Genomic DNA, 22,377 nt, shown 5'->3' with positions numbered 1-22,377 from the left:
AGCCGCAGTCACCGAGGTCGGCGTGATTGCCCGGGAAATGGCCGCCATGGCGGCCCGCTGACGCAGTTCCCTATCTCGATCGAAAAAATGGTTGAGCAGCCGTCAGGCCGGCAGCCGCCGCAAACTGTCCGTCGGCCGGTCGATAACGTTTGAGACCGCGTTTTATTCCGCGGCGGAATTGCAACCAGTCCGAGAGCGGTAACGTTTACGGAAGGGGCATGGTTTACCGGACAGGCCGGAATCTGTTGCAATCGCCCCGGCAATTTTTCCTTCGATGGCAAAACGCTTCGCGGAATTTTGATCGGACTTCTCGCTACATCCCCGAATCGCTTCGCATCGGGGCTGGGAAAGAAATGTTCATCGTGCTCCTGCGAAAAATCATGGGCTCAATGGCAGAATTTGCCGAAGCGGACATGCCTGTTCATCTGCATTGGCACGGACCTCGTCATTCGACATCGAGATCAAAGAAATGCTGAGTCGCCAGAGCGGCGGCACCCCGAGCCCAGGAGCCCGGCACCCAATCGGGAAGCAATTCGGGCATATTCAGAAAAACATATTTTGCCATCGAACGGCGGATCGGCTCGAGAATCGCCTCGCCAAACTGCATGGCTTCGCCGCCGGCAATCAGCACCTCCGGATCGAACAGATTGACGAGATCCGCCAGGTGGCGCCCGATCAGTTCTCCCGCTTGCGCCATGATTTCGAGAGCATCCGCGTCGCCGGCCTCGATCGCGGCGGCATATTCGTCACGCGTTGCCTTTGCTCCCCGGCGCCGGCTCCATTCATCGACCATCGCGGCCTCTGCCGCATGGGCCTGAAGGCAGCCCCTTCGTCCGCATTCGCAAAGCCGGCCGCCGGGAACCGTGATGATGTGACCGAGCTTTCCGGCAAGGCCATGGCTTCCGTGATAGATTTCGCCGCCCATGACCAGAGACGACCCGACCCCAGTGCCGACTGCGATGGTCGCGAAATTGCTGTAGTTGCGGCCGGCTCCGAAGAGCCGCTGCGCAACGGTAAAGGCGCTGATGTCGTCATCGATCCAGACCGGGATATGGACCCGCTCGCGCAGCAATTCGGGAAAAGCAAGATTGCGCCAGCCAAAGCGGGGGCTCTGGACGCAGATGCCCTTGACCGCATCCACCTCGCCGGGGATCGAAACGCCGACGCCCATCACCGGCGAGCCGGTGCGATCCGCATCGGCCAAAAGTTTCGGGATCGCCGCGGCAATGGCCTCGACCATGGTTTCCGGCCGCGTGTCCGGCACCGGCATATCGAAAGAGGCAATCGGCGTCGTGGCAAGATCGGTCAGGACGCAATCGATGCTGTCGTGGCGGAGCTTGAACCCGACGGCCAGATGGCCGCCATAGTTGATATCCACCGGCACCGGCCGGCGTCCCGCCGCGCCGGTCTGTGCCTTTCCTTCGACGACCAGCCCCTCCTCGATCAGTTCCGTGACCACGAAGGTAACGGCCGCAGGACTGAGGCCGGTAACGGTCGCAATCTCGGCGCGTGGCATCGGCCCGCGGTTTCGCAGCAAGTTGAGAATGAGCCTTCGGTTGAGGGCTCTCGAGGTACTAGGGTTGCCGCGCACGGGGTTCCTTTAAATTTATTTTGTAAATTAACTATTGTCGCTTCCCGGAAGATACGGTATGCAATAGCGCATGGCAATGGAGGAATATCCGCTCGCATCAGCGCAAGCGGAAATGCCGGTTTATTGCGTAAATTCTGAAGGTTGGCGGCTGTCTGCGTCTGTGGACGGGCCTGGATTTGATGTGCCTCGGGAGGAAATAGATGGCATCGAAGAACGAACTTTCACTCATCAATGCAATCAAGGCGTCTCGGCGCCAATTCATAGTCGGCACGGGCGCTGCCCTGGCGGCCACGGCGCTCTATCGCCCGGCGATTGCCAATGGCGGCGAAGTGACGATCATTTCGGATATCGGCAATGCCGGCCAGCGGGCCGTCCTTGAGCGCATTGCCGCAGATTTTACCAAGCAGACGGGGACAAAAGTCACCATCAACAATATGGATCACGAGGCCCATAAGACGGCGATCCGCAGCTACCTCGTCGTCGGCGCTCCTGATATCTGCTTCTGGTTCTCCGGCAACCGAATGAAGGCCTTCGTCGATCGCGGACTGTTCGACGACATTTCCGACCTGTTCGTAAAGGAAGGCTACGGCAACAAGCTGGGCGCCACCATGACCGCCGTCACCGTCAACGGCAAGCAATATGGCCTGCCGCTCGGCGGCATTCTCTGGGGCCTTTTCTATCGCAAGGACGTTTTCGCCGAGAAGGGCTGGACGGCGCCGAAGAACTGGGACGACTTCCTGAAATTCGGCGATGCCGCAAAGTCCGCCGGCATGACGCCGATCAGCATGGGGACGAAGGAGCTGTGGCCGACCGGCGGCTGGTTCGACCACATGAATCTGCGTATCAACGGTCTCGAAAAGCACTTGGCGCTGATGGAGGGCAAGGTCCCCTATACCGACCCTATGCTGAAGCCGGTCTTCGACAAGTGGGAAGAACTCATCAAGGCCAATTTCTTCTCCGCAAGCGGTCCGTCCTTCGGCTGGGAGCAGGCAGGCGCGGCTCTCGCACAGAAGAAGGCGGCAATGATGGACCTCGGAGGCTTCATCAAGTCCGCCTTCCCGGCGGGCGACGAGGGCCAGATCGGCTTCGCTCCCTTTCCGGAAATCGTCCCAGGCGTCGAACGCTATGAGGATTTCTCGGTCAACTCGGTGCATATCCCCGCCAAGGCGAAGAACCGGCAAGGTGCGCGCGATTTTCTGGCCTACTTCTACCAGCCGGAAAATCTCGGCGTCTTCCTTGAAGCCGAAGGCACGATCCCGCCGCGCAACGATTGCCCACCGAGCAAGGACCCCTTGGTCAATATCGCCGTGGAATCGCTTAAGAGCGTGAAGGGAACGTCGCAATATTATGACCGCGACACCGATCCGGACATGGCGCAGGACGGCATGAAGGGCTTCCAGGAATTCACGGTCAAGCCCGAGCGGCGCGATCAGATCCTGGCGCGTCTCGAAAAGACCCGCGCGCGCATTTTCAAATAGTCCTCCCGGACCAGGGCGCGGCGGGCAACGGGTCTTGCGGCCCGTCGCTCCTGCCGCGCCACCTTCGAAAGGCGCGCCTGTCGAGGCGCCTTGAATTATCGAACCAAGAAGTCTGAGCCATGTGGAAAAAGCACAGGAACTGGCTGACGCCCGTCCTCTTCATTGTGCCGGGATGCATCCTGTTCGGGACGATCATCATCGCTTCCTCGGTAGAATCGGTCTGGATATCGTTCTTCGATTGGGACGGCGTCGGCCAGAAGACCTGGGTCGGACTGGCGAACTATTCCGAACTTCTGTCCGACCCCCAGTTCTACGTCTCGCTGAAGAACAATCTCATATGGCTTGTGATGTTCATGGCGGCGCCGCCACTCGGACTGGCGCTGGCGCTGCTCGTCAACCAGCAGATCGCCGGCATGCGGATATTGAAGTCGCTCTTCTTCATTCCGCTGGTACTTGCGACCGTGACGGTCGGCGTCGTGTTCGGCTGGGTCTATGATCCGAATTACGGGCTTCTTGCGCTGATCTTCAGCCTCTTCGGGGCGACGGCTCCGGCCCTGCTTGCCGATGAGCATTTCGTCACCTTCGCCGTGGTTGCCGCCGCGCTCTGGCCGCAGATCGCCTTCTGCATGGTGCTCTTTCTCGCGGGCCTCAACAATCTGAGCTCCGATATTATCGGAGCCGGACGCGTCGATGGCGCCCGCGGCTGGAGCATGCTCTGGCACGTCGTTCTGCCGCAATTGCGCGAAGTGGGTTTCATCGCCCTTGCCGTCACGGTCGTCGGCGCATTGCGGTCCTTCGACATGATCGCGGTCATGACCTCGGGCGGCCCGTTCGGCTCGTCCGAGGTCCTGGCCTACCAGATGTACGAGCAGTCGATCTTCTCCTACCGTTTCGGCTACGGCGCGGCGATCGCTACCGTCCTGTTTGCAATCATGATCATTTTCATCACCTGGTATCTGCGCGTCATGGCGCGCATGGAACGGGAGACACGCTGATGTATCCTCGCCCCATTCCCGAAGAAAAGCCGGCACTCCGCGGCCTTTATGCCGGTTTCGTCGGCCTGATCCTCATACTCTGGCTGCTGCCGCTCTTCGCCGTCATGCTGACCGCATCCAAGACGGCCGATGAGATCATGGCCGGCAAATACTGGACCTGGCCCGAGCATTTCAATCTCATCGAGAACTTCCAGTCCGTCTTTCAGCAGACGAACATGTGGGGCTATTTCATCAACAGCCTCATCATCACCCTGCCTTCGGTGCTGCTGGTTCTGGTGTTCGCGACGCTGACCGGCTATGTGCTCGCCCGTTATTATTTTCGCGGCACCGCCCTGCTCTTCTCGCTCTTCGTCGGCGGCAACTTTCTGCCGGCGCAGATCATGATGATCCCGGTGCGCGACCTCATGGTCAGATTCGGCCTCTACGACACCTATCTCGCGCTGATCATCTTCCATGTCGCCTTCCAGACCGGCTTTGCGACCCTGTTCATGCGCAATTTCATCGCAGCCCTGCCCGACGAATTGTTTCAGGCGGCACGCGCGGAAGGCGCCTCCCCCTGGCAGACGATGCGCCATGTCGTCTTACCGCTGATGCGGCCTGCCCTTGCAGCGCTTGCGATCCTGATCTTCACCTTCGTCTGGAACGATTATTTCTGGGCGATCGTGCTGACGCAGAGCGACGTCGTCAAACCGGTGACGGCGGGCCTGAACAATCTCAGAGGCGAATGGACGTCCGCCTGGAACATCGTGGCGGCCGCAACCTTGTTCGTCGCCGTTCCGCCCGTCCTGATGTTCTTCCTGATGCAAAAACATTTCATCGCGGGCCTGACCATGGGCGCCGTCAAGGGCTGACGCGTTCCGCTCCGTTTGAGACGATTTGGAGTACCATTCATGAGCCATGTACAGCTGATCGATATCGACAAACATTATGGCAGCTACCATGCGCTGCGTTCGGTCAATCTCTCCGTCGACAAGGGCGAGTTCATCGTCATGGTCGGCCCGTCGGGCTGCGGCAAGTCCACCACGCTGAAGACGATCGCCGGGCTCGAGACCATCAGCTCGGGCGAGATCTGGATCAACGGCCGCAACGTGACGCGCGAGGAACCGGGCGATCGCGGCATTGCCATGGTTTTCCAGTCCTATGCGCTTTATCCGCACATGACGGTTGCCGAGAATATGGGCTTCGGCCTGAAGATGGCCAAGCGACCGCAAACCGAGATCGACGCTGCCGTCAAGCGGGCGGCCGAAATTCTCAGAATATCCGATCAGCTCGACAAGCGCCCGAAGCAGCTTTCTGGCGGCCAGCGCCAGCGCGTCGCGATCGGCCGCGCCATCACCCGCTCGCCGGAGGTCTTCCTCTTCGACGAACCGCTCTCCAATCTCGATGCCGCATTGCGCACGCAGATGCGCGTCGAGCTTTCGACGCTGCATCAGCAGCTCGGCTCGACGATGATCTATGTGACGCACGATCAGGTCGAGGCGATGACGATGGCGAGCCGCATCGTCGTGTTCAACAAAGGCATCATCGAACAGGAAGGCGCGCCGCTTCATCTCTATCACAATCCGGCAAACCAATTCGTCGCCGGCTTTCTCGGCGCGCCGCGGATCAATTTCGTCAATGCAAAGCTCGTTTCGCTGCGTGACGGCATTGCTGAAGTCGCGCTCGAAGGCGGCGGCGCGACGGTCCTCGTTCCCGTAGCCGATGTCGGCGATCTCAAAGCACAAGCAGACCTCACTCTCGGTATACGGCCGGAATCGCTGAAGATCGGCGCCTCCAGCGAGGACGCTGCCATTTCCTTCGACGGCAGGGTCCGCCTCGTCGAACAGCTCGGCCGAGAAACCATTCTCTACGTCGACGCCAGTCCGCTTGCTACGGTCGGCTCGGAAAGCGGCACGCGCAATTTCACCGTTCAGCTCGGCAACGCGACCGGCTTTTCGGCCGGCGAGCAGGTCAAGCTGTCCGCCTCGACATCCTCGCTCTACCTCTTCGGTCCCGATGGCAGAACCCTCAGCCGGCCGAAGCCCATCATTGCCTCTCTGTAAAGAAAGCTTGTGACCTCATGAAAGTTTTGGAAAGAAAGCCGCTCTCGGTCTGGCGGACGCTCAATCTCGACGGCTTCATGGTCGGCGTGCCGCATTATCCCGAACATGTCGACGAAAGCTATTGGGACCGCGATGCCGAACGCATGGCGGCCGCCGGGTTCAACACCGTCCGCATGGCGGAATTCGCCTGGCACATCATGGAGCCGCATGAAGACCATTTCGATTTCTCGCTCTTCGACAAGGCGATTGCCGGCCTCGCAAAGCACGGCATCAAGACCATCCTCTGCACGCCGACCGCGACACCGCCGCGCTGGCTGACGGCGAAGTACCCGGAAGTCCTGCGTGTAGACGCAAATGGCAGAGAGGCGAGCCATGGATCGCGCCAGCATTGCGACACGACGAGCCCGGTGCTGCGCCGGCACAGCCAGCGCATTACCCGCGCGATGGCCGAGCATTACCGCGACAATCCTGATGTCATCGGCTGGCAGACGGACAATGAGCTGAACACGACCACCTCCGAAAGCTACTCGCCATCGGCGCTCATCGAATTCCAGAAGTTCTGCCGTGCCAAATACGGCACGATCGAAGCCGTGAACTTTGCCTGGGGCGGCGACTTCTGGGCGACGGCATACCAGACCTTCGACCAGATCGTCTTCCCGAAGCCGCTGAATCCGTCCTTCTCCAGCCCCGGACATGTGCAGGACTATCACCGCTTCCTCGCCTTCGCGACGGCTCTCTTCCAGCACGATCAGGTAGACATCCTGAGGACGACCAATCCCGAATGGTTCATCTTCCATAACCTCGGCAACCTTGCCGACATCGATTTTCGCGGCCAGTTCGGCCAGGATCTCGATTTCATCGGCTTCGACATCTACCCGTTCCTCTATGACGAAATGCGCCGCGGCGGCGGTCATGCGATCACGCAGGCTTTCCACCTCGACCAATGCCGCGCCTATTCCGGCAATTTCATCGTTCCGGAACAGGCCTCCGGCCTCGGCAGCCAGCCGGGCTTCTCTTCATCCGTGCCGGAGCCCGGCGAGATGCGCCGCATGGCGATGACCTCGGTGTCGCGCGGCGCCGACGGACTGATGTTCTTCCGTTGGCGGCCCGCGCATTTCGGCGCCGAGATCTACTGGAACGGCATTATCGATCATGATGATGTTCCACGCCGCCGCTACGAGGAAGCCATGCAATTCGCATCCGACATCCGCAAGATCGAGGACAAGCTGCTCGGCACCACCGTGCGCATGGATATTGCCATCGCCGGCGCGGATTTCGACAATCAGGAAGCCTACAAGACCTACGCGATCGGCCTGCCAAGCCCGATGCAGGATGCCGCCCATCTGCACCGTGCATGCTATCAGGCCGGCATTGCCTGCGGCTTTATTCACCCGGAAGACGATCTGTCGCGCATCAAGGCACTCTATGTTCCCCATTGGGTCATGTGGAAGGAAGAGTGGTCGGCAGCCGTGGAGAAGTTCGTCGCCGATGGCGGCACGCTCATCCTGTCGGCAATGACGGGGACCCGCGATGACAACAACCACATCATCCGCACCCAGGCGCCGGGTGCCGCACTTTCCAAGCTTTCCGGCGTAAGCGTCTACGAATTCGGCCCCGTCTCCGCCCCGGGCGCCGACGGACTGTTCACCGGCTTCCGTGAGGGCGGCATCGGCAGCCATCAGCCGTCCCCGCGTCCGCCGGCATCCTCGGCCTCACGCAAATATGCCTATACAATCGGCAATCGTCAGCTGGAAGCGGGACACCTTTACGAGAAGCTGGAAACAACCGCGGACACCGAGATCATCGGCCGCTGGTCCGACCGCTTCCTGGAAGGCACGCCGATGCTGACGCGCCGCCGGCGTGGCAAGGGTCAGGTCTATTATCTCGGCACCTATCTTACCGCGCCGCTCGCAGAGGTCATCGGGGAGATTCTCGCCAGCGACGGCGTTGCCGCGCCGCTCGTGCAGGATCTGCCTGCCGGCGTCGAGGTGTCGCTGCGCGAGGGCAACGGCAGGAAGTTGCTGTTCGTGCTCAATACGGAGCACGAAACGAAAATCGTCGATCTGCCTGCAGGGATCGATCTGCTGACCGGCAGGACGATATCGGGACGGAGCGAGCTTCAAGGCTACGGCGTGCTTGTGATCGAGCAATCCGTCTGACACGGTCCGTCAAGCGGCGGCGCCGAAGGTGAAGCCTCGGCGCCGCCGCTCGGCCTCGATCAGCCCGCGTCGTCACCGTTTGCCAGCGGCACGAACAATCCAAGCTTGACGTCACGCAATACTACATTCGTGTGCATGCGCCGGATCTGGGGATTCTCCGCCATGATCACGGCGGCGATATCGTCATAGTGCTCGACATCGCGCGCAGTGACGATCGCGATGAGATCGACGGCGCCCGTGACATAATAGACCTGCTGGATGTGATCCTGCTTTTCCGCCCAGAGGCGGAATTTCGCAAGCGCATCGTAATTGTCGCGCTCGATCTCCATGCCGACGATGAACACCATCGGCGTGCCGGTCGCCTTGCGGTCGACAACCGCGATTTCCGCCTTGATGATACCGTCCTCGCGCAGCCGTTTCAGGCGCCGCTGTACGGCTGAAGTCGAAAGGCCGACCTCCTCGGCGATCGCTTCGGCGGTCAGCTGACAATTGCGTTGGACGATATCGAGAATATCGCGATCAAAACGATCGAGGTTTTCCATTGCCACTCCTCTGTCAGCCCGGCGAAATCCCCTGGCGATATCTCTATTCCATCACAAAAGATGCACACGGAATACATTTTTGCTTTTTTTATGCAGAATGATCGGAAATTGCGCGCAAATTCCGCTCTTCTTCGCGATATTCTCCGCAAATTGTTTTCATCGGAATTATATATGACAGAGCTGTCCTCCCAGGCTCTTTGCGTGGAAGATCTCCACAAGAGTTTTGGGTCACATCAGGTCCTCAAGGGCGTTTCGACCATTGCCAATCAAGGGGACGTGATTTCCATCATCGGCTCGTCCGGTTCCGGGAAAAGCACGTTTCTGCGCTGCATCAACCTGCTTGAGATGCCCGATCGCGGACGCATCGTCGTCAACGGCGAAGAAGTCGCCCTGAAGCGCGGACGGCAAGGACAGATGCAGCCGAAGAGCTGGCGGCAGATCGAACGGATGCGCAGCGGGCTGGGCATGGTGTTCCAGAGCTTCAACCTCTGGGCACATATGACCGTTCTCGAAAATATCATCGAGGCGCCGGTGCATGTCCTCGGCATTCCTCGTCGCGAGGCGATCGAGAAAGCTGACGCTCTCCTCAATAAAGTCGGGCTTTACGACAAGCGCGACGCCTATCCAGCCTTCCTGTCGGGAGGTCAGCAGCAAAGAGCAGCAATTGCCCGCGCGCTTTGTATCGATCCGGCCGTGATGCTCTTCGACGAGCCGACGTCAGCGCTCGATCCCGAACTGGTCGGCGAAGTCCTCAAGGTGATCCGGGACCTCGCGGAAGAGGGCCGAACCATGCTGCTGGTCACCCATGAGATGCGTTTTGCCCGCGATGTCTCCAACCATGTTCTTTTCTTGCACCAGGGACGCATCGAGGAGGAAGGGCCGCCCGCGCAGGTCTTCGACGCTCCGCTCAGCACCCGCTGCCGTGAATTCACCGGCCTGCTGCCGGCCTGATCCTCAATCCATTCGCAGACAACACCATTAGGAGAATCCCTTACATGAGACTGGTTTCCACTTTATTCGCCGGACTTGCCCTCGCGCTTTCTTCGATGACGGCGCAGGCCGAGGTTCGCTTCGGCATCATGAACGAATCCTACCCGCCCTTCTTCGCCAAGGATGCCTCCGGCAAATGGCAGGGCTGGGAGATCGACTTGATGGACGCCGTTTGCGAGCAGATGAAAGAGAAATGCTCGATCGTCGAGCTTTCCTGGGACGGTCTCATCCCTGCGCTTCAGAGCAAGAAGTTCGATGTGATCTGGTCATCGATGTCGAATACCGCCGAACGTTCGAAGGTCATCGATTTCACCGACAAATATTATAATACGCCGAGCACGCTGATCGGCCCGAAGGACCAGAAGACCGGCGCGACGGCAGGCGACGTCAAGGGAAAGACCATCGGCATCCAGGTGTCGACTATCCAGTCGGAATATTACAAGAAGTACTTTGCCAAGGTCGCGGACGAGAAGACCTACCAGACGCTCGATGAGGCATTTCAGGATCTTGCCGCCGGTCGCATCGACTATGTCTTTGGCGATTCACTTGCACTCGACGCCTTCCTCAAGAGCGATGGCGGCAAGGATTGCTGCGCCAAGATGGGTGATGTCGCCGACGACAAGGAAATCCTCGGAGCCGGCGTTTCCGGCGGCCTGCGCAAGGAAGACACCGAGCTGAAGGCAAAGCTCAATGCGGCGATCGCCGCGGTGCGCGCCAGCGGCAAATACGATGAGATCACCAAGAAGTATTTCAGCTTCGATATCTACGGCACCAAGTAAACGACCGCGACGATGGTGACCTCTCCACAGGGCATTTTGGACCTGCTCTCCCCCTATCCGCCTGGATGGGGTGGAGTCCTCTTGACCGGGGCCGCCTCCACGGTCGCCATCTCCGCCGGCGCTTTTCTGATCGGCCTTCTGCTCGGTACGGGCGGGGCACTGGGCAAGCTTTCGGGCATCAGGCCGCTCCGGCTTCTGCTCGAACTCTATACGACCGCCGTCCGCGCCGTCCCCGAATTGATCCTGATCGTCGGGCTCTATTATGCGGGCATGGATGGCCTCAATCGGCTCCTCGCCATGCTCGATCTTCCGGCCTTCGAATTGAATGGCTTCGCGGTCGCGGTCGCTGTGCTCGGTTTCGTGCAGGGCGCCTACATGACGGAAGTGTTGCGCGGCGCGATCCTGGCGATTCCCGTTGGCCAGATCGAGGCGGCAAAGGCTTTCGGCATGGGGCCGCGCCTGCGCTTCCGCCGCATCATCCTGCCCGCCCTGTTGCCGAACGCCTTGCCGGGCCTTGCCAATCTGTGGATGTCGGTCACCAAGGACAGCGCTCTCGTTGCGGTCGTCGGCTATCAGGAACTGGCTCTCGCCACGCGTCTCGCCGGCGCGAGCACTAAGCACTATTTCATCTTTTTCCTGGCATCCGCCCTCATCTATCTCGCTCTCACCCTCGTCTCGAATGCCCTCTTCAACCTGTTGGAGCGGCGTGTGCGGCGCGGCCAACCGAAGCCGGCGTGAGGAGTGTTGACATGACCTTCTCGTGGATATCATCCTATTGGCCGCTTCTGTTGACAGGCGCCTGGCAGACGCTGTCGCTGCTTGCGATTTCGGTCATCTTCGGCTTCATCATCGCGATTGGCCTTGCCTTTTGCCAGGTCAGCGGCGGCCCGCTCCTGCGAACTCTTGCCCGCGGCTATTGCACCTTCTTCCGGGGCACGCCTCTCTTGATACAGCTCTGGCTGCTCTATTACGGCGTCGGCTCTCTTCTGCCTGTCATCCCGGGCATCCGTCAGAGCTTCTTCTGGCCGATCCTGCGCGAAGGCTTCTTCTTTGCTGCCGTCAGCTTCACCTTGAACTACGCAGCTTACGAGGCGGAGGTGCTGCGCGGCGCATTGCTGGCGGTCCCGAAAGGCGAGCTGGAAGCCGGCCGCGCCTTCGGCATGCGGCCCCTCACGCTGACGCGGCGCATCTGGCTGCCGCGCGCCATCCGCATCGCGCTCCCGACGATCGGCGGGGAAATCGTCATGCAGCTGAAGGCGACGCCGCTCGCCTTCACCGTCACCGTGATGGATCTCTACGCCGTTGCCACCAAAGTTCGCCAGGACACCTTGCTGGTCTACGAGCCGCTGATCGTCGTCACCGTCTTCTATCTCATCCTCACCGCCATCATCGCACGAGCCTTCCGCTTCCTGGAAGCGCAGGTGTCGGTGCGGCGCTAACCACGGGTACGAAGGAGAGGCCAAACCTCCCACAGACCCCAGCAATTCTGGAGATCCCATTCATGAGCAAACTCTTGATCCTCGACGGCGGCATGAGCCGCGAACTGCTGCGCCTCGGCGCTGAGCTGAAGCAGCCGGAATGGTCGGCGTTGGCGCTGATCAATTCGCCCGAGATCGTCCGTCAGGTCCATGACGAATTCATCGCCGCCGGCTCGGACGTCATTACCACGAACAGCTATGCGCTCGTGCCTTTCCACATCGGTGAAGAGCGGTTCTGGGAGGAAGGGGCCGCTCTGATCGCACGCTCGGGACAATTGGCGCGCGAAGCCGCCGATGCGTGCAAGGATCGAAAAATCCTGGTCGCGGGTTCGCTGCCCCCTATCTTCGGCTCTTACGAGCCGCAGAATTTCGATCCGTCACGTGTGCAGGACTATCTCACGGTTCTGGTCGAAAACCTCGATCCATACGTCGATGTCTGGCTCGGCGAAACCCTCAGCCTGATCGCCGAAGGACAAGCCGTCCGTACAGCGATTGCAAAAACTGGCAAGCCATTCTGGATCTCGTTCACGCTGGCGGATGATGCCGCTCAAAGAAGCGGCGCCTCTCCCAAGCTCCGCTCCGGCGAGGCGGTCGAAGACGCAGCGCAATGGGCCGCGTCGTCCGGTGCGAACGCGCTTTTGTTCAACTGCAGCAAGCCGGAAGTCATGGGCGCAGCCGTCGATGCTGCAGCTGCGGTCATCAGGCGCGGCGGCTTCAATCTCGAGATCGGCGTCTATGCAAATGCATTCGAGGGAGAACAAGGCGAATCCGCCGCCAACGAGGGCCTTCATGCGACCCGCGACGATCTGAACGACGATGCCTATTCGCGTTTCGCCTGTTCATGGGTGGATGCCGGAGCAACCATGGTCGGCGGCTGCTGCGGGATCGGTGCCGGATATATCCACCGCCTGAAGCGGGCGCTTCTGCATCCATCATCCTGACATGCCGAGCCTTAGGAGCTCCACCACAAAGGCAGCTTCGAAGGCCTTTCAGTCGCCCGAGTAACGTAAGCCGTGACGACCTATTCGCTTTCACTTATATGTGAACCTATGGACCGACACGATCGGGCATCAAGCTTGCCGCAGCTTCCATGTACGGATTTCGAATGGCATGATGTCGGCCGGGCCGGTGCGTTCGATCGGCTCTTCGAGAAGATTGAGCGGCTCCGAAGCCGTCCATCCCGATGGCAGGGTCAAAGACAGGCGGCCGCGTCGGCCGGCGGGCTCATAGAGCCGCAAGGCAAGACCCTCGCCCTCCTCGGCCCGTTTCAATCCTGAGAAGGCGACCGGTATGCCTTCGACGCCAACGGGCGCATAACTGCCTGCCGACAGACCGCTTGCCTCCGCGGCAAGGAGCGGCTGGTTGAGATCGATCGCCTCCGAGAGAACGCCGCCTTCATGCCAGGCGCCCTCATGCGGCATCAGCGCATAGGCGAAGCTTTGCCGGCCTTCGTCGGCGAGCGGATCGGGATAGATCGGCGATCGTACGAGGCTCATGCCGATGACGTTGCCGCGAGCGCTATGACCGTATTTGGCATTGTTGAGCAAGGCGACGCCGAAGCCAGGCTCGCTGAGATCGACGAAGCGGTGCGCCGCTGCCTCGAACATAGCCTGCTCCCAGGAGGTGTTGGTGTGGGTTTGCCGCTCGACGACGCCGAAAGCGCATTCGAAAGTCGCGCTGCGCGACCGCACGGCAACCGGGTTCAAGGTTCTGAGCAGGGTGCGCCGGTCGTGCCAATCGAGCGTCGTCTCGATATCCAATCTGCGGGCGTTGGCGGTCAGAACATAAAGCTGGGTGACGGTCGAGTTGCGATATCGATTGACAACACGGATCGCGGCGCGATGCGGTCCCTCCTCGACCAGGGTGATGCTCTCGGGCTGATCCAGGCGGACGCCTTTCTCGGCATAGTCGGCATCAACATCCCAGGCATCCCAGTTGCGCGGCTTGTCGGCGGGATAGACCCAGAGCTGATTGGCCGCCCCTTCGATCGCTTCCCGCCCGGTCGCCTTGTGAACAAGGCTCGACACGGCCCCGTCCTTGCCAATGACGACGGACAGATGCTCGTTCTCAAGGCGATGGCTATCGGCCTCGAGCCCGCCGGCTGGCCTGAGTGCTCTGCGATCGAAGACCGCGACGGAAAGAGGTGCGACAAGATCTCCCGATGACAGGACCGTACCATCGGACAGCGTTGCGCTGAGCGGACGCGCAGAAAGCGAGGGGTTGACGACAACAAGCGCGTCCGTGACGGCACCCGCAGGAAGATGGGCTGACAATGCCTTGAGCGCCTTGGCCTGCTCCGCCCTGGCATTGCCGATCACGCCGTCAAGTTCCCGCTCGGCGTCGATATAGACTTCCCGGATGCTCGATCCCGGCAGGATATCGTGGAACTCGTTCTTTAGCACGACGCGCCAGTCCGCCTCGAGGCTTTGAGGCTTGTCGGCGCCCAGCATATGGGCGAGCGAGGCAAGCGTCTCCGCCGTTATCAGGGCGCGCTCGGCCTGGCGGTGCTTGCGCTTGACGCCGCTTTGCGTCGTCAGCGTCGCGCGGTGCAGTTCGAGATAGATCTCACCATCCCAAACCGGCAGCTCCTTTTCCGCCGCGGTGCGATGAGCCTTCTCGTAAAATTCCTTTACCGTGCCCCAGCGCGCCTTCGGAATCGCCGGGAAATCGCGCAACTGCACCTCGCGCTCCACCATTTCCGGCGTGACACCGCCACCGCCGTCGCCATAGCCGACGGCAAGCAACGATGTGTCGTGCTGCGTCTTGCCCCGGAAATTCTTCCAGGTCGGCACGAAGCAGTCCGGCTGCACGAAGCCGTTATAGCCTTGCATGGGATTGTCGAATGTATGGGTCAGCACCTTGCTGCCGTCGAGCCCCTTCCACCAGAACAGATCGGATGGAATATGATTGGTCTCGCTCCAGTTCACCTTGATCGTGAAGAAGCTGTCGATGCCTCCGAGCCGCAGGATCTGCGGCAGCGCGCCTGAAAAGCCGAAGCAGTCGGGTAGCCAGCAGATGGTATGGCGCAGGCCGAAATGCTTTTCGAAATAGCGCTGGCCATAAAGAACCTGGCGTACAAGGCTTTCGCCTGTCGGCATGTTGGTGTCGGGCTCGACCCACATACCGCCGACAGTTTCCCATTTGCCCTCGGCCACCTTTTTCTTGATCCGCTCGAGCAGATCCGGATCATCTCCTTCCATCTGCGCATAATATTGGGCGGTCGATTGATTGAACCGAAAATCGTCGGAGCGCTCCATCAGCGAAAGCGCGGTATTGAAAGTGCGCCGCATCTTGCGGCGCGTTTCGTCGTAAGGCCAAAGCCATGCCAGATCGATATGGGCATGGCCGGTCAGCAGCAATTCGCCATTTTGCGGAAAACGTTTCTGCAGCTCTTTCAGCTGTGCGAGCAGGCGATCATAGGCAGCGGCGGCCGAGGCGCTCTGCGCCTCGGTGAGACCGGCCGGATTGTCCTGAAGCTCCGGCAGTTCCCAGATCTTCTGCTGCATCGCCTCGGCTGACGTGCGCGAGATATAGGCTGATGTATCCGAAGGCCAGTCGAGGCCGCGCAGCGCCCGTTCGGCTGCATCGATCAGATGCGGCAGGACCTCATGACCTTCGAGAACATCGGCAGCCTCACCGATCTGCTGCAACAGGAGATGCAGCCGGTGGACCGGTTCGTCCAGCCAGATCAGCCGCGCCTTGTTCAGCTTCGGCGCCCGGTTCGGCTCGCCGAAAGGAAAGCGCGCGACACTCTCGGTGGCAATCGAGATCTCCCTGTCCTTGATCGGAAACTCCTGGTGATAGGGATCCAGCCCGAACGTCTCGGTCCGTCCGTGCGGATAACGCAATGTCAGCAGGCTTTCGCCGCCAAGATCAAGCTGCAGGCGGACCTGCCCAAGAGGCCAGCCATGCGGAACCGCTGCCTTGGCCGCGAAATGAACCGTCCCTTTGCGATGCGGCCAGTCCTGATGATGGGCGATCGGTTCGCCATCGAAGGTCCAGCCGTCGATTGTCAGGCTTTGCCTGTCGCGCCAATGAACAAGCTCTGAGATGCGGATTTTCAGACGATCGAGGCGTTGAGCAAGCGTGAGAGACATGGCGGGTCCTGTCGGAAAATCGGCAACTGACGGCGGAGGGAGAGAACATATCAGTGCAGATAGGCCGCATGCATTGCGCCCGTCTCCTCCAGGCGGATCGCATAGCGTGGCCTAAACTAAGTAACTTTGTTTTGGCGTCAAGCGCACCGGACATGAGTTGCGGGATGCATTCTTCACAATCGGCATCGATATCGGTAGCGATCATCCGACGGTCCTTGCGGTCGATGCCGCCGGCAGCATGCGCGCCCGCGTGCATCATGAAAAGCGCCGCATCCTGCCGGACGAACTCATTGAAAGCGAAACCAGCGCCACAGCACTCGCCGAACGGGGCTTCTGGCTTGGAGCCGAAAGCCTCAGCTTCTTCTACGTCGTGATCAATGCATGCTTCCGCCTTCTTGGAGATCGACATTGCTGAGGATCAGTGCCAGGGGAATGGCGCAAAGCACGACCAGCATCAGAACATGGAATACGTCGATGAAAGCGAGGAAGCTCGCCTGGGTCTGCACCTGCTGACCGATCCATGCCGTTGCCTGCGCTTGCGCATCGGGCATGGTTGCGCCCTTTTCGGCAAAATAACGCGTCATGGTCCGCAGCGTTTCGTGATAGGCCGGCGAGGACGGCGTGACATGCTCCACAAGGCGGCTCTGATGCCATTGTTCGCGATGCGCGAGGACATTTGTCGCGATACACACGCCGATGGAGCCGCCGATGTTGCGCGCGGCATTGATCATGGCCGAGGCCTGGTTGGTCTGCTCCGGCTTCAGGCCGTAATAGGAGGCGGAGGTGATCGGGATGAAGATCAGCGGCAGGCCGAGCCCGATATAAAGGCGCGACCAGACGAAAAAACCGAAGTTCAGTCCCGGGTAGAGCCGTGTCAATTGCCACATGGACAGCGCTATGATCGCGGAACCGATGGCAATCAGATATTTCGGCTGGACCAGGGAATTCACCCGCCCGGCGACGAACATCATGACCATGGTGACAAGCCCGCCCGGCGATAAGGCAAGACCGGCCCATGTTGCCGTATATCCGTAATTCTGCTGCACGACCTGCGGGATGAACTGCGTGGTCGCGATGAGGATTGCGCCGGTTGCCATCATGACGATGAAGCAGGACCCGAATTGCCGGGTACCGAGCAACCATCCGTCGATGATCGGGTTTGCCTTGGTCAGGACCCAGGGAATGGCGAGGAGAAAGGCAAGCACGCATATGCCCGTCATCACCAGGATGAAACCGGAGCCGAACCAATCGTCGGTCTGGCCGCGATCCAGGACGAGTTCCAGCGAGCCGAGAAAGGTTGCCACCAGCAGGAATCCGACAAGATCGAAGCGCACGCCCTTGCGCCGGAATTCCTCGCGCATGCTTCTCGTTTTCGGCGTTTCCTTCAGCAACGCGTAGACAAGGGCAAAGGCGAAGATGCCGACCGGGCCATTGATGAGGAAACACCAATGCCAGGAAAGATTGTCGGAGAGGTAGCCGCCGAGCGTCGGCCCGATGACGGGCGCGACGACCACGGCCACACCGAAGAGGGCGAAGGCCTGGCCGCGCTTTGCCGGCGGGAATGCGTCGGCGAGGATCGCCTGCGAGGTCGGCACCATGCCGCCGCCGGCAAAGCCCTGGATAACCCGGAAAATCAGCAGGACCTCCAGATTCCACGACAAGCCGCATAGGACCGACGCGAGCGTGAATGTCGCCAGGCACAGGAGATAGAACCTGCGGCGCCCGAACCGCTCGGCGAAATAGCTGCTGGCCACCAGCACGATTGCATTGGAAACGAGATAGGTCGTCACCACCCAGGAGGCCTCGTCGGCGCTGACGGCGAGACCGCCCGAAATATAGCGCAGTGCGACGTTGGCGATAGTGGTGTCGAGCACCTCCATGAAGGTAGCCAGCGACACCACGATGGCGATCAGCCAGGGATTTGTGGCGTGAGCGGAAGAGGCTGCCGATCCGCCCGTCGTTGCTGCGCCGCTCATCTCAACTCCTCGGCCGGACCGTCACCGTCGGCACGACGGACATGCCGGGGCCGATGGCGACATCCGCGGGCCATTTGTCGATGACGATCTTGACCGGTACGCGCTGCGTGACCTTGACGTAGTTGCCCGTCGCATTCTCCGCCGGCAGCAGGGAAAAGGCCGTGCCGGAGCCCGGCTGGACGGACGCCACCTTGCCGTGAAGCGTGTGATCCGGATAGGCGTCGATCGTGACGTCGACCGGCTGACCCGGCCGCATGTCGGTCAGTTGCGTCTCCTTGAAGTTTGCCGTGAGCCAGACCTCATCGGGAACGAAGGTTGCGATCGCCTGCCCCGCGTCGATGAATTGACCTTTGGCACCGGTAAGGCGAACGACGCGCCCCGGCTGGGCGGCGGTAATCGTCGTATAGTTCAGATTTTGCTGCGCCTCCTCGGCCTGGGCCTGCGCCTGCTTGAGGTTTGCAAGCGCACTGGATTTCTGCGCTTCGGAGACCGCCTTGTTCTTCAGCGCCGATGTGACATTCGCCTGCATCTGCGCAAGACTCGCCTGATCCTGCGCCAGCGTCGCGGTTGCCTGCTGTACGGATTGCACGCTGCCCGAGCCGTTCTTGACCAGCTGTTGCTGCCGATTGGCCTCTTCCTGCGCATATTGAAGGGCGGCATTGGCGGAATTCTGCTGCGCTCGGGCGACATCGACCGAAGCATTGGCGGCTTCGACCTGCGCCCCTGCGCTGTCGATGGAAGCCCTGGCGACATCCACCTGACCATTGGCCTGATCGAGCGCGATCTGGTAGTCGCGCGGCTCGATCCTCAGGATGACATCGCCGGCCTTGAGGTGCTGGTTATCGGTCACCGGGACATCTGCCACGTAGCCCGAAACCTTGGCGGCGACGGAGAAGCTGCGCGCATCGACGAAGGCGTCATCCGTCGACTCGTAAGGATAGAAATAGATTTTCCAGACGAACCATGCGGCAACGATGACGGCCGCCAGCACCACAATGGTCACGAACACCGAGAATGGATGGCGCCGTATGAATGAGGGACGCTTCCGTTGCCGTGATGCGGTCCTGTCACGGTCGTTGCCGTCAGTCGCCGGCTGCGTAGGCTGCTCGGGTCTGGTTTCCTTGATATCGAGTTGATCGTCAGCCATGACCTGATCTTTGCTTGTTATCTTGAAGGTTTCATTCCGGGCGATCGTGGAAACGCTGATCAATGCCGCAGAAAGCGCTGGATCCTTCTCAAATCTCCGACGAAAGCGATCCGGTTCTTTTCCTTCTCGGCAGGCTCCCTGATCCGCAAAAGCGCCGAGGGATGGATGGTGACGAGGACGTCGAGCTTTCCGGGCGGGTGCAGGATCCGGCCGCGGTCGCGCATGACTTTGACCTTGGAGCCGAGCAGCGAGGACACGGCCGTGGCGCCGAGTGCGACGACCAGCTTCGGCTTCAGCAGTTCGAGCTCCGCCCCCAGCCACCAGGCGCAGCGCTGCACCTCGCCGGCATTGGGCCTGGCATGCAGACGCTTCTTGCCGCGCATCTGATATTTGAAATGTTTGACGGCGTTGGTGACATAGCAACGGTCCCGGTCCACGCCCGCTTCTTCAAGACATTGATCCAGAAGCCGGCCTGCCGGACCGACGAAAGGCCGCGCGGCGAGATCCTCCTTGTCGCCGGGCTGTTCACCGACAAGCACGATGTCGGCGGCGCTAGGACCCTCGCCGAACACGAGATGGGTGGCGCTGCGATAAAGATCGCACCGTTGACAGGCTTGCGCATCGTCGTGCAGTTCGTCGAGCGTTTCGGCGTCTGCATGCTCATACGCTAGCGAGGGGCCTGCTCCAGCCAAGGGAATTCGATCGAGCATTGGGGGGCTCGCAATGGTTCCAGACACTAGGACGATCAACTAACAGCCGTTCTGTTTGTTCCACGCATGGGTTCGATGCCCATCAATCCTTCGCACGGGAACTCGCCTCTCCCGCGTTCGTTAGAATGATAGGAACATCGAAACGGAGGAATCGCCATGATCAGCGACGGTAAACTAGGCTCCTTTGCGCTGAGCGCATTCTTCGATGATGAATATGATGCGGAAGCCGCAGCCAAGGCCTTGATGCAGGCCGGCATTCCCAAGGACGCAATCACCATGACGCCCGGCAATCGGCCCGACACATCTCCCGTCGATCATATGGGTTTTCTCGACGCGTTGACCGGCATCTTCTTTCATGAGGAACAGCGCGCAGCCTACGCGGCCGCCCTCGAAAGAGGGGGGACCCTCCTCACAGTGCAGGAAATGAACGAAGCGCAACACAATATCGCCCTGCCGATTTTGGCCGAGAAAGGTCAGATCGATCTCAACGAACGGGAAAGCGCCGGCTGAAAGCCGCTGCAGAAGCACCGATACCCACCGGCGTTCGAGACCTGCCGAACAGTGACGGCCAGCCTATGGAGGATGATATGGCAGAGACAGAGATCCGCGACATGTTTGTCATCGGGCTTCGAAACGCCTATGCGATGGAAAATCAGGCATTGGGCATGATGAGGCCGCAGCTGTCGCGTTTGGAACATTATCCGGAGGTGGCTGCCAAACTTGAACGGCACATCGGCGAAACAGAAGTTCAGGTCAAGCGCCTCGAGCGTATCCTCGAGGACATGGATGAGAATTATCTGAATCTCAAGGATACGATCCTGTCGTTTGCCGGTCCGACGACGGTGATGAGCCATGCAAGCGTGGACGACAAGGTGCTGAAGGATGCGCTTACCGACTTCGCATTCGAAAACTACGAAATTGCCGCATACAAATCATTGATGACGATCGCCGACGCCGGGAACTTCGGCGACGCGAAGGATGCATTGCAAGAGACCCTGGCCGAGGAGCAGTCGATGGCGAAATGGCTGGACGACAATCTGCCGGCGGTCACGCGGAAATTCCTGCTGATGTGGGAAGGCGATGCACCCGCCGCGCGGCCAGATGATCCTAGATCGGCGCATGATGGCGATCACGCCTGATCAGTTCGGCGGATGACCGGGTCTATGCCGATCGCTGCGGATCTTCTGCGCATCCATAAATCCGTGCGCCCACTCGTCTCGGCGGTGATCGCCTTCCGGAAATGGGTTGTCGGCGCCGCTCGCCCCATTGGCAAAGGCACTCCTGCCGAGCTCATAGGCGTCACTTTCCGAAAGTCCATCGTCGTTGCGCGTCTTCATGGCTATGCCCACTCCGGCATCAAGCGTGCATCGCGGCAGGCATTCACGAAAGCCGTTCGGGACGCCTCGATTGGAATCCTGTGCGAGACGGCGGCAAAGCATTTCTCTCTGGCATCGGCGTAGGCGGAACCTCTTTCGCATGGCCATCGCCGCGACAGAAAATGGATCGCGTCTTCCGGCCCCTGGACCATGTGGCTGCTTCGGCCTCCGATCGAAAGGAGGACTGGTGCGGTCCAAAGCATTTTGAATTCCACATCAATGACTTCGTGCATCCGATCCTCCCATATCAGGGATGGCCTCGCCCTCCATGATCGAACGAGATAGGTGGTCGTTTGTTCCTGAAATCGCCCGATATCAGGCATGTTTTCACGAGGTTTTTTTGCAAGATCCGGAAACCTTTGCCGGCAAGGAATGTTTATGGCGGCACGCGGCAACCTCGGATCGGACAGACGAACTCTGCGCGATCATGGCTCGGATTGGGCCATGATCGCGCAATTCCGGCCGGCGCTCAGGTTACGCGGCTCACTTTCCGGCGGCCGGTTATGAACAATAAACTCAATCCGGATCGAGAAATGGACAACACAACGGCTCCTTACAGCGAGATGTTTGCGGGAAAGCGGCTCCTGGTGGTGGGAGGCGGCTACTTTCTCACCGACGAGGTGCGTCAAAAGCTGCATGAGCTCGGTGCGATCATAGTCGGTCCCGTCGCCGATCTCGAATACGTGGCCGATCTCATTGATAGGAAGGGCGCGGACGCAGCCATCCTTGATCTTGATCTTGCTGCGGATCGGGTATTTCCCCTTGTCGAGGGGCTCGAGGTGAAAAACATTCCTTACATCTTCGCCCTCGGCCGAGAGCCGATCGTTCCGAGCAGGCGGTTCACCGGCTTTGTACTGTGCAAAAAAGCGGTTGCTATCGAGCACATCGCCAAAGGATTGTTCAATATGTGGAAAAAGGACGTTTAAAGCATTTCCAGGAAAAGCGCGTAGCGGTTTTCCATCCGGAATGGGTGAAAACAAAGAGGTAGAGCATATTCGCGAGATTGCGCAATGGAAA

General features: G+C 60.1%; 21 protein-coding genes and 1 pseudogene. 14 read left to right on the top strand and 8 right to left on the bottom strand.

Going from position 1 to position 22,377, the window contains the following annotated elements; genetic code table 11:
* Nucleotides 1-445: 445 nt before the first annotated feature.
* Nucleotides 446-1,591 carry an ROK family transcriptional regulator gene (locus Q4Q11_RS14930; RefSeq protein WP_113214267.1) on the bottom strand — a complete coding sequence of 382 codons (1,146 nt, stop codon included), beginning with the start codon at nt 1,589-1,591 and terminating at the stop codon, nt 446-448.
* Between the two features lie 200 nt (nt 1,592-1,791).
* On the opposite strand from Q4Q11_RS14930, the gene Q4Q11_RS14925 reads away from it, so the two are divergent.
* The 5 genes from Q4Q11_RS14925 to Q4Q11_RS14905 all read left to right on the top strand — a co-directional run bounded on the left by Q4Q11_RS14925 (nt 1,792) and on the right by Q4Q11_RS14905 (nt 8,265).
* Nucleotides 1,792-3,069: an ABC transporter substrate-binding protein gene (locus Q4Q11_RS14925; protein WP_498569978.1), complete on the top strand. Its 1,278-nt coding sequence runs from the start codon at nt 1,792-1,794 to the stop codon at nt 3,067-3,069.
* A 119-nt stretch (nt 3,070-3,188) separates the two neighbouring features.
* Nucleotides 3,189-4,064, top strand: a complete 876-nt coding sequence (locus Q4Q11_RS14920; RefSeq protein WP_498569977.1) for a carbohydrate ABC transporter permease — start codon at nt 3,189-3,191, stop codon at nt 4,062-4,064.
* Complete coding sequence (locus Q4Q11_RS14915; RefSeq protein ID WP_498569976.1) at nt 4,064-4,915, top strand: carbohydrate ABC transporter permease; 852 nt, start codon at nt 4,064-4,066, stop codon at nt 4,913-4,915. Before Q4Q11_RS14920 ends, Q4Q11_RS14915 begins: the two co-directional genes overlap by 1 nt.
* 39 nt (nt 4,916-4,954) lie before the next feature.
* Nucleotides 4,955-6,106, top strand: coding sequence for an ABC transporter ATP-binding protein (locus Q4Q11_RS14910; protein WP_498569975.1), 1,152 nt, complete (start codon nt 4,955-4,957; stop codon nt 6,104-6,106).
* 17 nt (nt 6,107-6,123) lie between these two features.
* Nucleotides 6,124-8,265 (top strand): beta-galactosidase, encoded by a 2,142-nt coding sequence (locus tag Q4Q11_RS14905; RefSeq protein WP_498569974.1) that lies wholly within the window; start codon nt 6,124-6,126, stop codon nt 8,263-8,265.
* 59 nt (nt 8,266-8,324) lie between these two features.
* Here Q4Q11_RS14905 and Q4Q11_RS14900 read toward each other — a convergent pair whose 3' ends face one another.
* The gene (locus Q4Q11_RS14900; RefSeq protein WP_112512574.1) at nt 8,325-8,807 is read right to left on the bottom strand and encodes an Lrp/AsnC family transcriptional regulator; all 483 of its coding nucleotides are present in this window, start codon (nt 8,805-8,807) and stop codon (nt 8,325-8,327) included.
* A 171-nt stretch (nt 8,808-8,978) separates the two neighbouring features.
* On the opposite strand from Q4Q11_RS14900, the gene Q4Q11_RS14895 reads away from it, so the two are divergent.
* From Q4Q11_RS14895 to Q4Q11_RS14875, 5 genes are all read left to right on the top strand, one after another.
* Entirely contained in the window at nt 8,979-9,758 is a 780-nt protein-coding gene (locus tag Q4Q11_RS14895) for an ATP-binding cassette domain-containing protein (RefSeq protein WP_112512612.1), read from the top strand.
* Nucleotides 9,759-9,802: 44 nt separating this feature from the next.
* Entirely contained in the window at nt 9,803-10,576 is a 774-nt protein-coding gene (locus Q4Q11_RS14890) for a transporter substrate-binding domain-containing protein (RefSeq protein WP_113214262.1), read from the top strand.
* A gap of 12 nt (nt 10,577-10,588) precedes the next feature.
* Complete coding sequence (locus Q4Q11_RS14885; protein WP_498569973.1) at nt 10,589-11,314, top strand: ABC transporter permease; 726 nt, start codon at nt 10,589-10,591, stop codon at nt 11,312-11,314.
* An 11-nt stretch (nt 11,315-11,325) separates the two neighbouring features.
* A complete protein-coding gene (locus tag Q4Q11_RS14880) occupies nt 11,326-12,015 on the top strand; it encodes an ABC transporter permease (RefSeq protein ID WP_498569972.1) in 690 nt (229 codons plus the stop codon).
* 62 nt (nt 12,016-12,077) lie between these two features.
* The gene (locus Q4Q11_RS14875; RefSeq protein WP_498569971.1) at nt 12,078-12,995 is read left to right on the top strand and encodes a homocysteine S-methyltransferase family protein; all 918 of its coding nucleotides are present in this window, start codon (nt 12,078-12,080) and stop codon (nt 12,993-12,995) included.
* A gap of 129 nt (nt 12,996-13,124) precedes the next feature.
* Here the strand turns inward: Q4Q11_RS14875 and Q4Q11_RS14870 are convergent, their stop codons facing one another.
* Entirely contained in the window at nt 13,125-16,151 is a 3,027-nt protein-coding gene (locus Q4Q11_RS14870) for an alpha-mannosidase (RefSeq protein ID WP_498569970.1), read from the bottom strand.
* Nucleotides 16,152-16,314: 163 nt separating this feature from the next.
* Here Q4Q11_RS14870 and Q4Q11_RS14865 point away from each other — a divergent pair.
* A pseudogene (locus Q4Q11_RS14865) lies at nt 16,315-16,536 on the top strand (hypothetical protein); the annotation flags it as partial.
* Here Q4Q11_RS14865 and Q4Q11_RS14860 read toward each other — a convergent pair.
* Genes Q4Q11_RS14860 through Q4Q11_RS14850 form a run of 3 tightly spaced genes read right to left on the bottom strand, consistent with a single transcriptional unit; the run spans nt 16,526 to nt 19,984 of the window.
* On the bottom strand, nt 16,526-18,127 hold the full coding sequence (locus Q4Q11_RS14860) for a DHA2 family efflux MFS transporter permease subunit (RefSeq protein WP_112512581.1): 1,602 nt from the start codon (nt 18,125-18,127) through the stop codon (nt 16,526-16,528). The pseudogene Q4Q11_RS14865 and the gene Q4Q11_RS14860 overlap by 11 nt on opposite strands.
* A gap of 1 nt (nt 18,128) precedes the next feature.
* Entirely contained in the window at nt 18,129-19,274 is a 1,146-nt protein-coding gene (locus Q4Q11_RS14855) for an HlyD family secretion protein (RefSeq protein WP_498569969.1), read from the bottom strand.
* A gap of 59 nt (nt 19,275-19,333) precedes the next feature.
* Nucleotides 19,334-19,984 (bottom strand): UdgX family uracil-DNA binding protein, encoded by a 651-nt coding sequence (locus Q4Q11_RS14850; RefSeq protein ID WP_498569968.1) that lies wholly within the window; start codon nt 19,982-19,984, stop codon nt 19,334-19,336.
* Nucleotides 19,985-20,140: 156 nt separating this feature from the next.
* Here Q4Q11_RS14850 and Q4Q11_RS14845 point away from each other — a divergent pair, with 156 nt between their 5' ends.
* Together Q4Q11_RS14845 and Q4Q11_RS14840 are read left to right on the top strand one after the other, a co-directional pair.
* A complete protein-coding gene (locus tag Q4Q11_RS14845) occupies nt 20,141-20,494 on the top strand; it encodes a hypothetical protein (protein WP_498569967.1) in 354 nt (117 codons plus the stop codon).
* Between the two features lie 77 nt (nt 20,495-20,571).
* Nucleotides 20,572-21,123 (top strand): ferritin-like domain-containing protein, encoded by a 552-nt coding sequence (locus Q4Q11_RS14840; RefSeq protein WP_498569966.1) that lies wholly within the window; start codon nt 20,572-20,574, stop codon nt 21,121-21,123.
* Here the strand turns inward: Q4Q11_RS14840 and Q4Q11_RS14835 are convergent, their stop codons facing one another.
* Together Q4Q11_RS14835 and Q4Q11_RS14830 are read right to left on the bottom strand one after the other, a co-directional pair.
* On the bottom strand, nt 21,124-21,321 hold the full coding sequence (locus Q4Q11_RS14835; protein ID WP_498569965.1) for a ribosome modulation factor: 198 nt from the start codon (nt 21,319-21,321) through the stop codon (nt 21,124-21,126).
* Between the two features lie 2 nt (nt 21,322-21,323).
* Nucleotides 21,324-21,563 (bottom strand): DUF982 domain-containing protein, encoded by a 240-nt coding sequence (locus Q4Q11_RS14830; RefSeq protein ID WP_498569982.1) that lies wholly within the window; start codon nt 21,561-21,563, stop codon nt 21,324-21,326.
* 300 nt (nt 21,564-21,863) lie between these two features.
* On the opposite strand from Q4Q11_RS14830, the gene Q4Q11_RS14825 reads away from it, so the two are divergent.
* The gene (locus Q4Q11_RS14825; protein WP_498569964.1) at nt 21,864-22,286 is read left to right on the top strand and encodes a response regulator; all 423 of its coding nucleotides are present in this window, start codon (nt 21,864-21,866) and stop codon (nt 22,284-22,286) included.
* Nucleotides 22,287-22,377 lie beyond the last annotated feature (91 nt).

The organism is Rhizobium sp. UFLA01-1127, from assembly GCF_059803845.1.
Note: the sequence above shows the minus strand (reverse complement) of the source record. Positions and strands in the feature narration are given on the sequence as shown.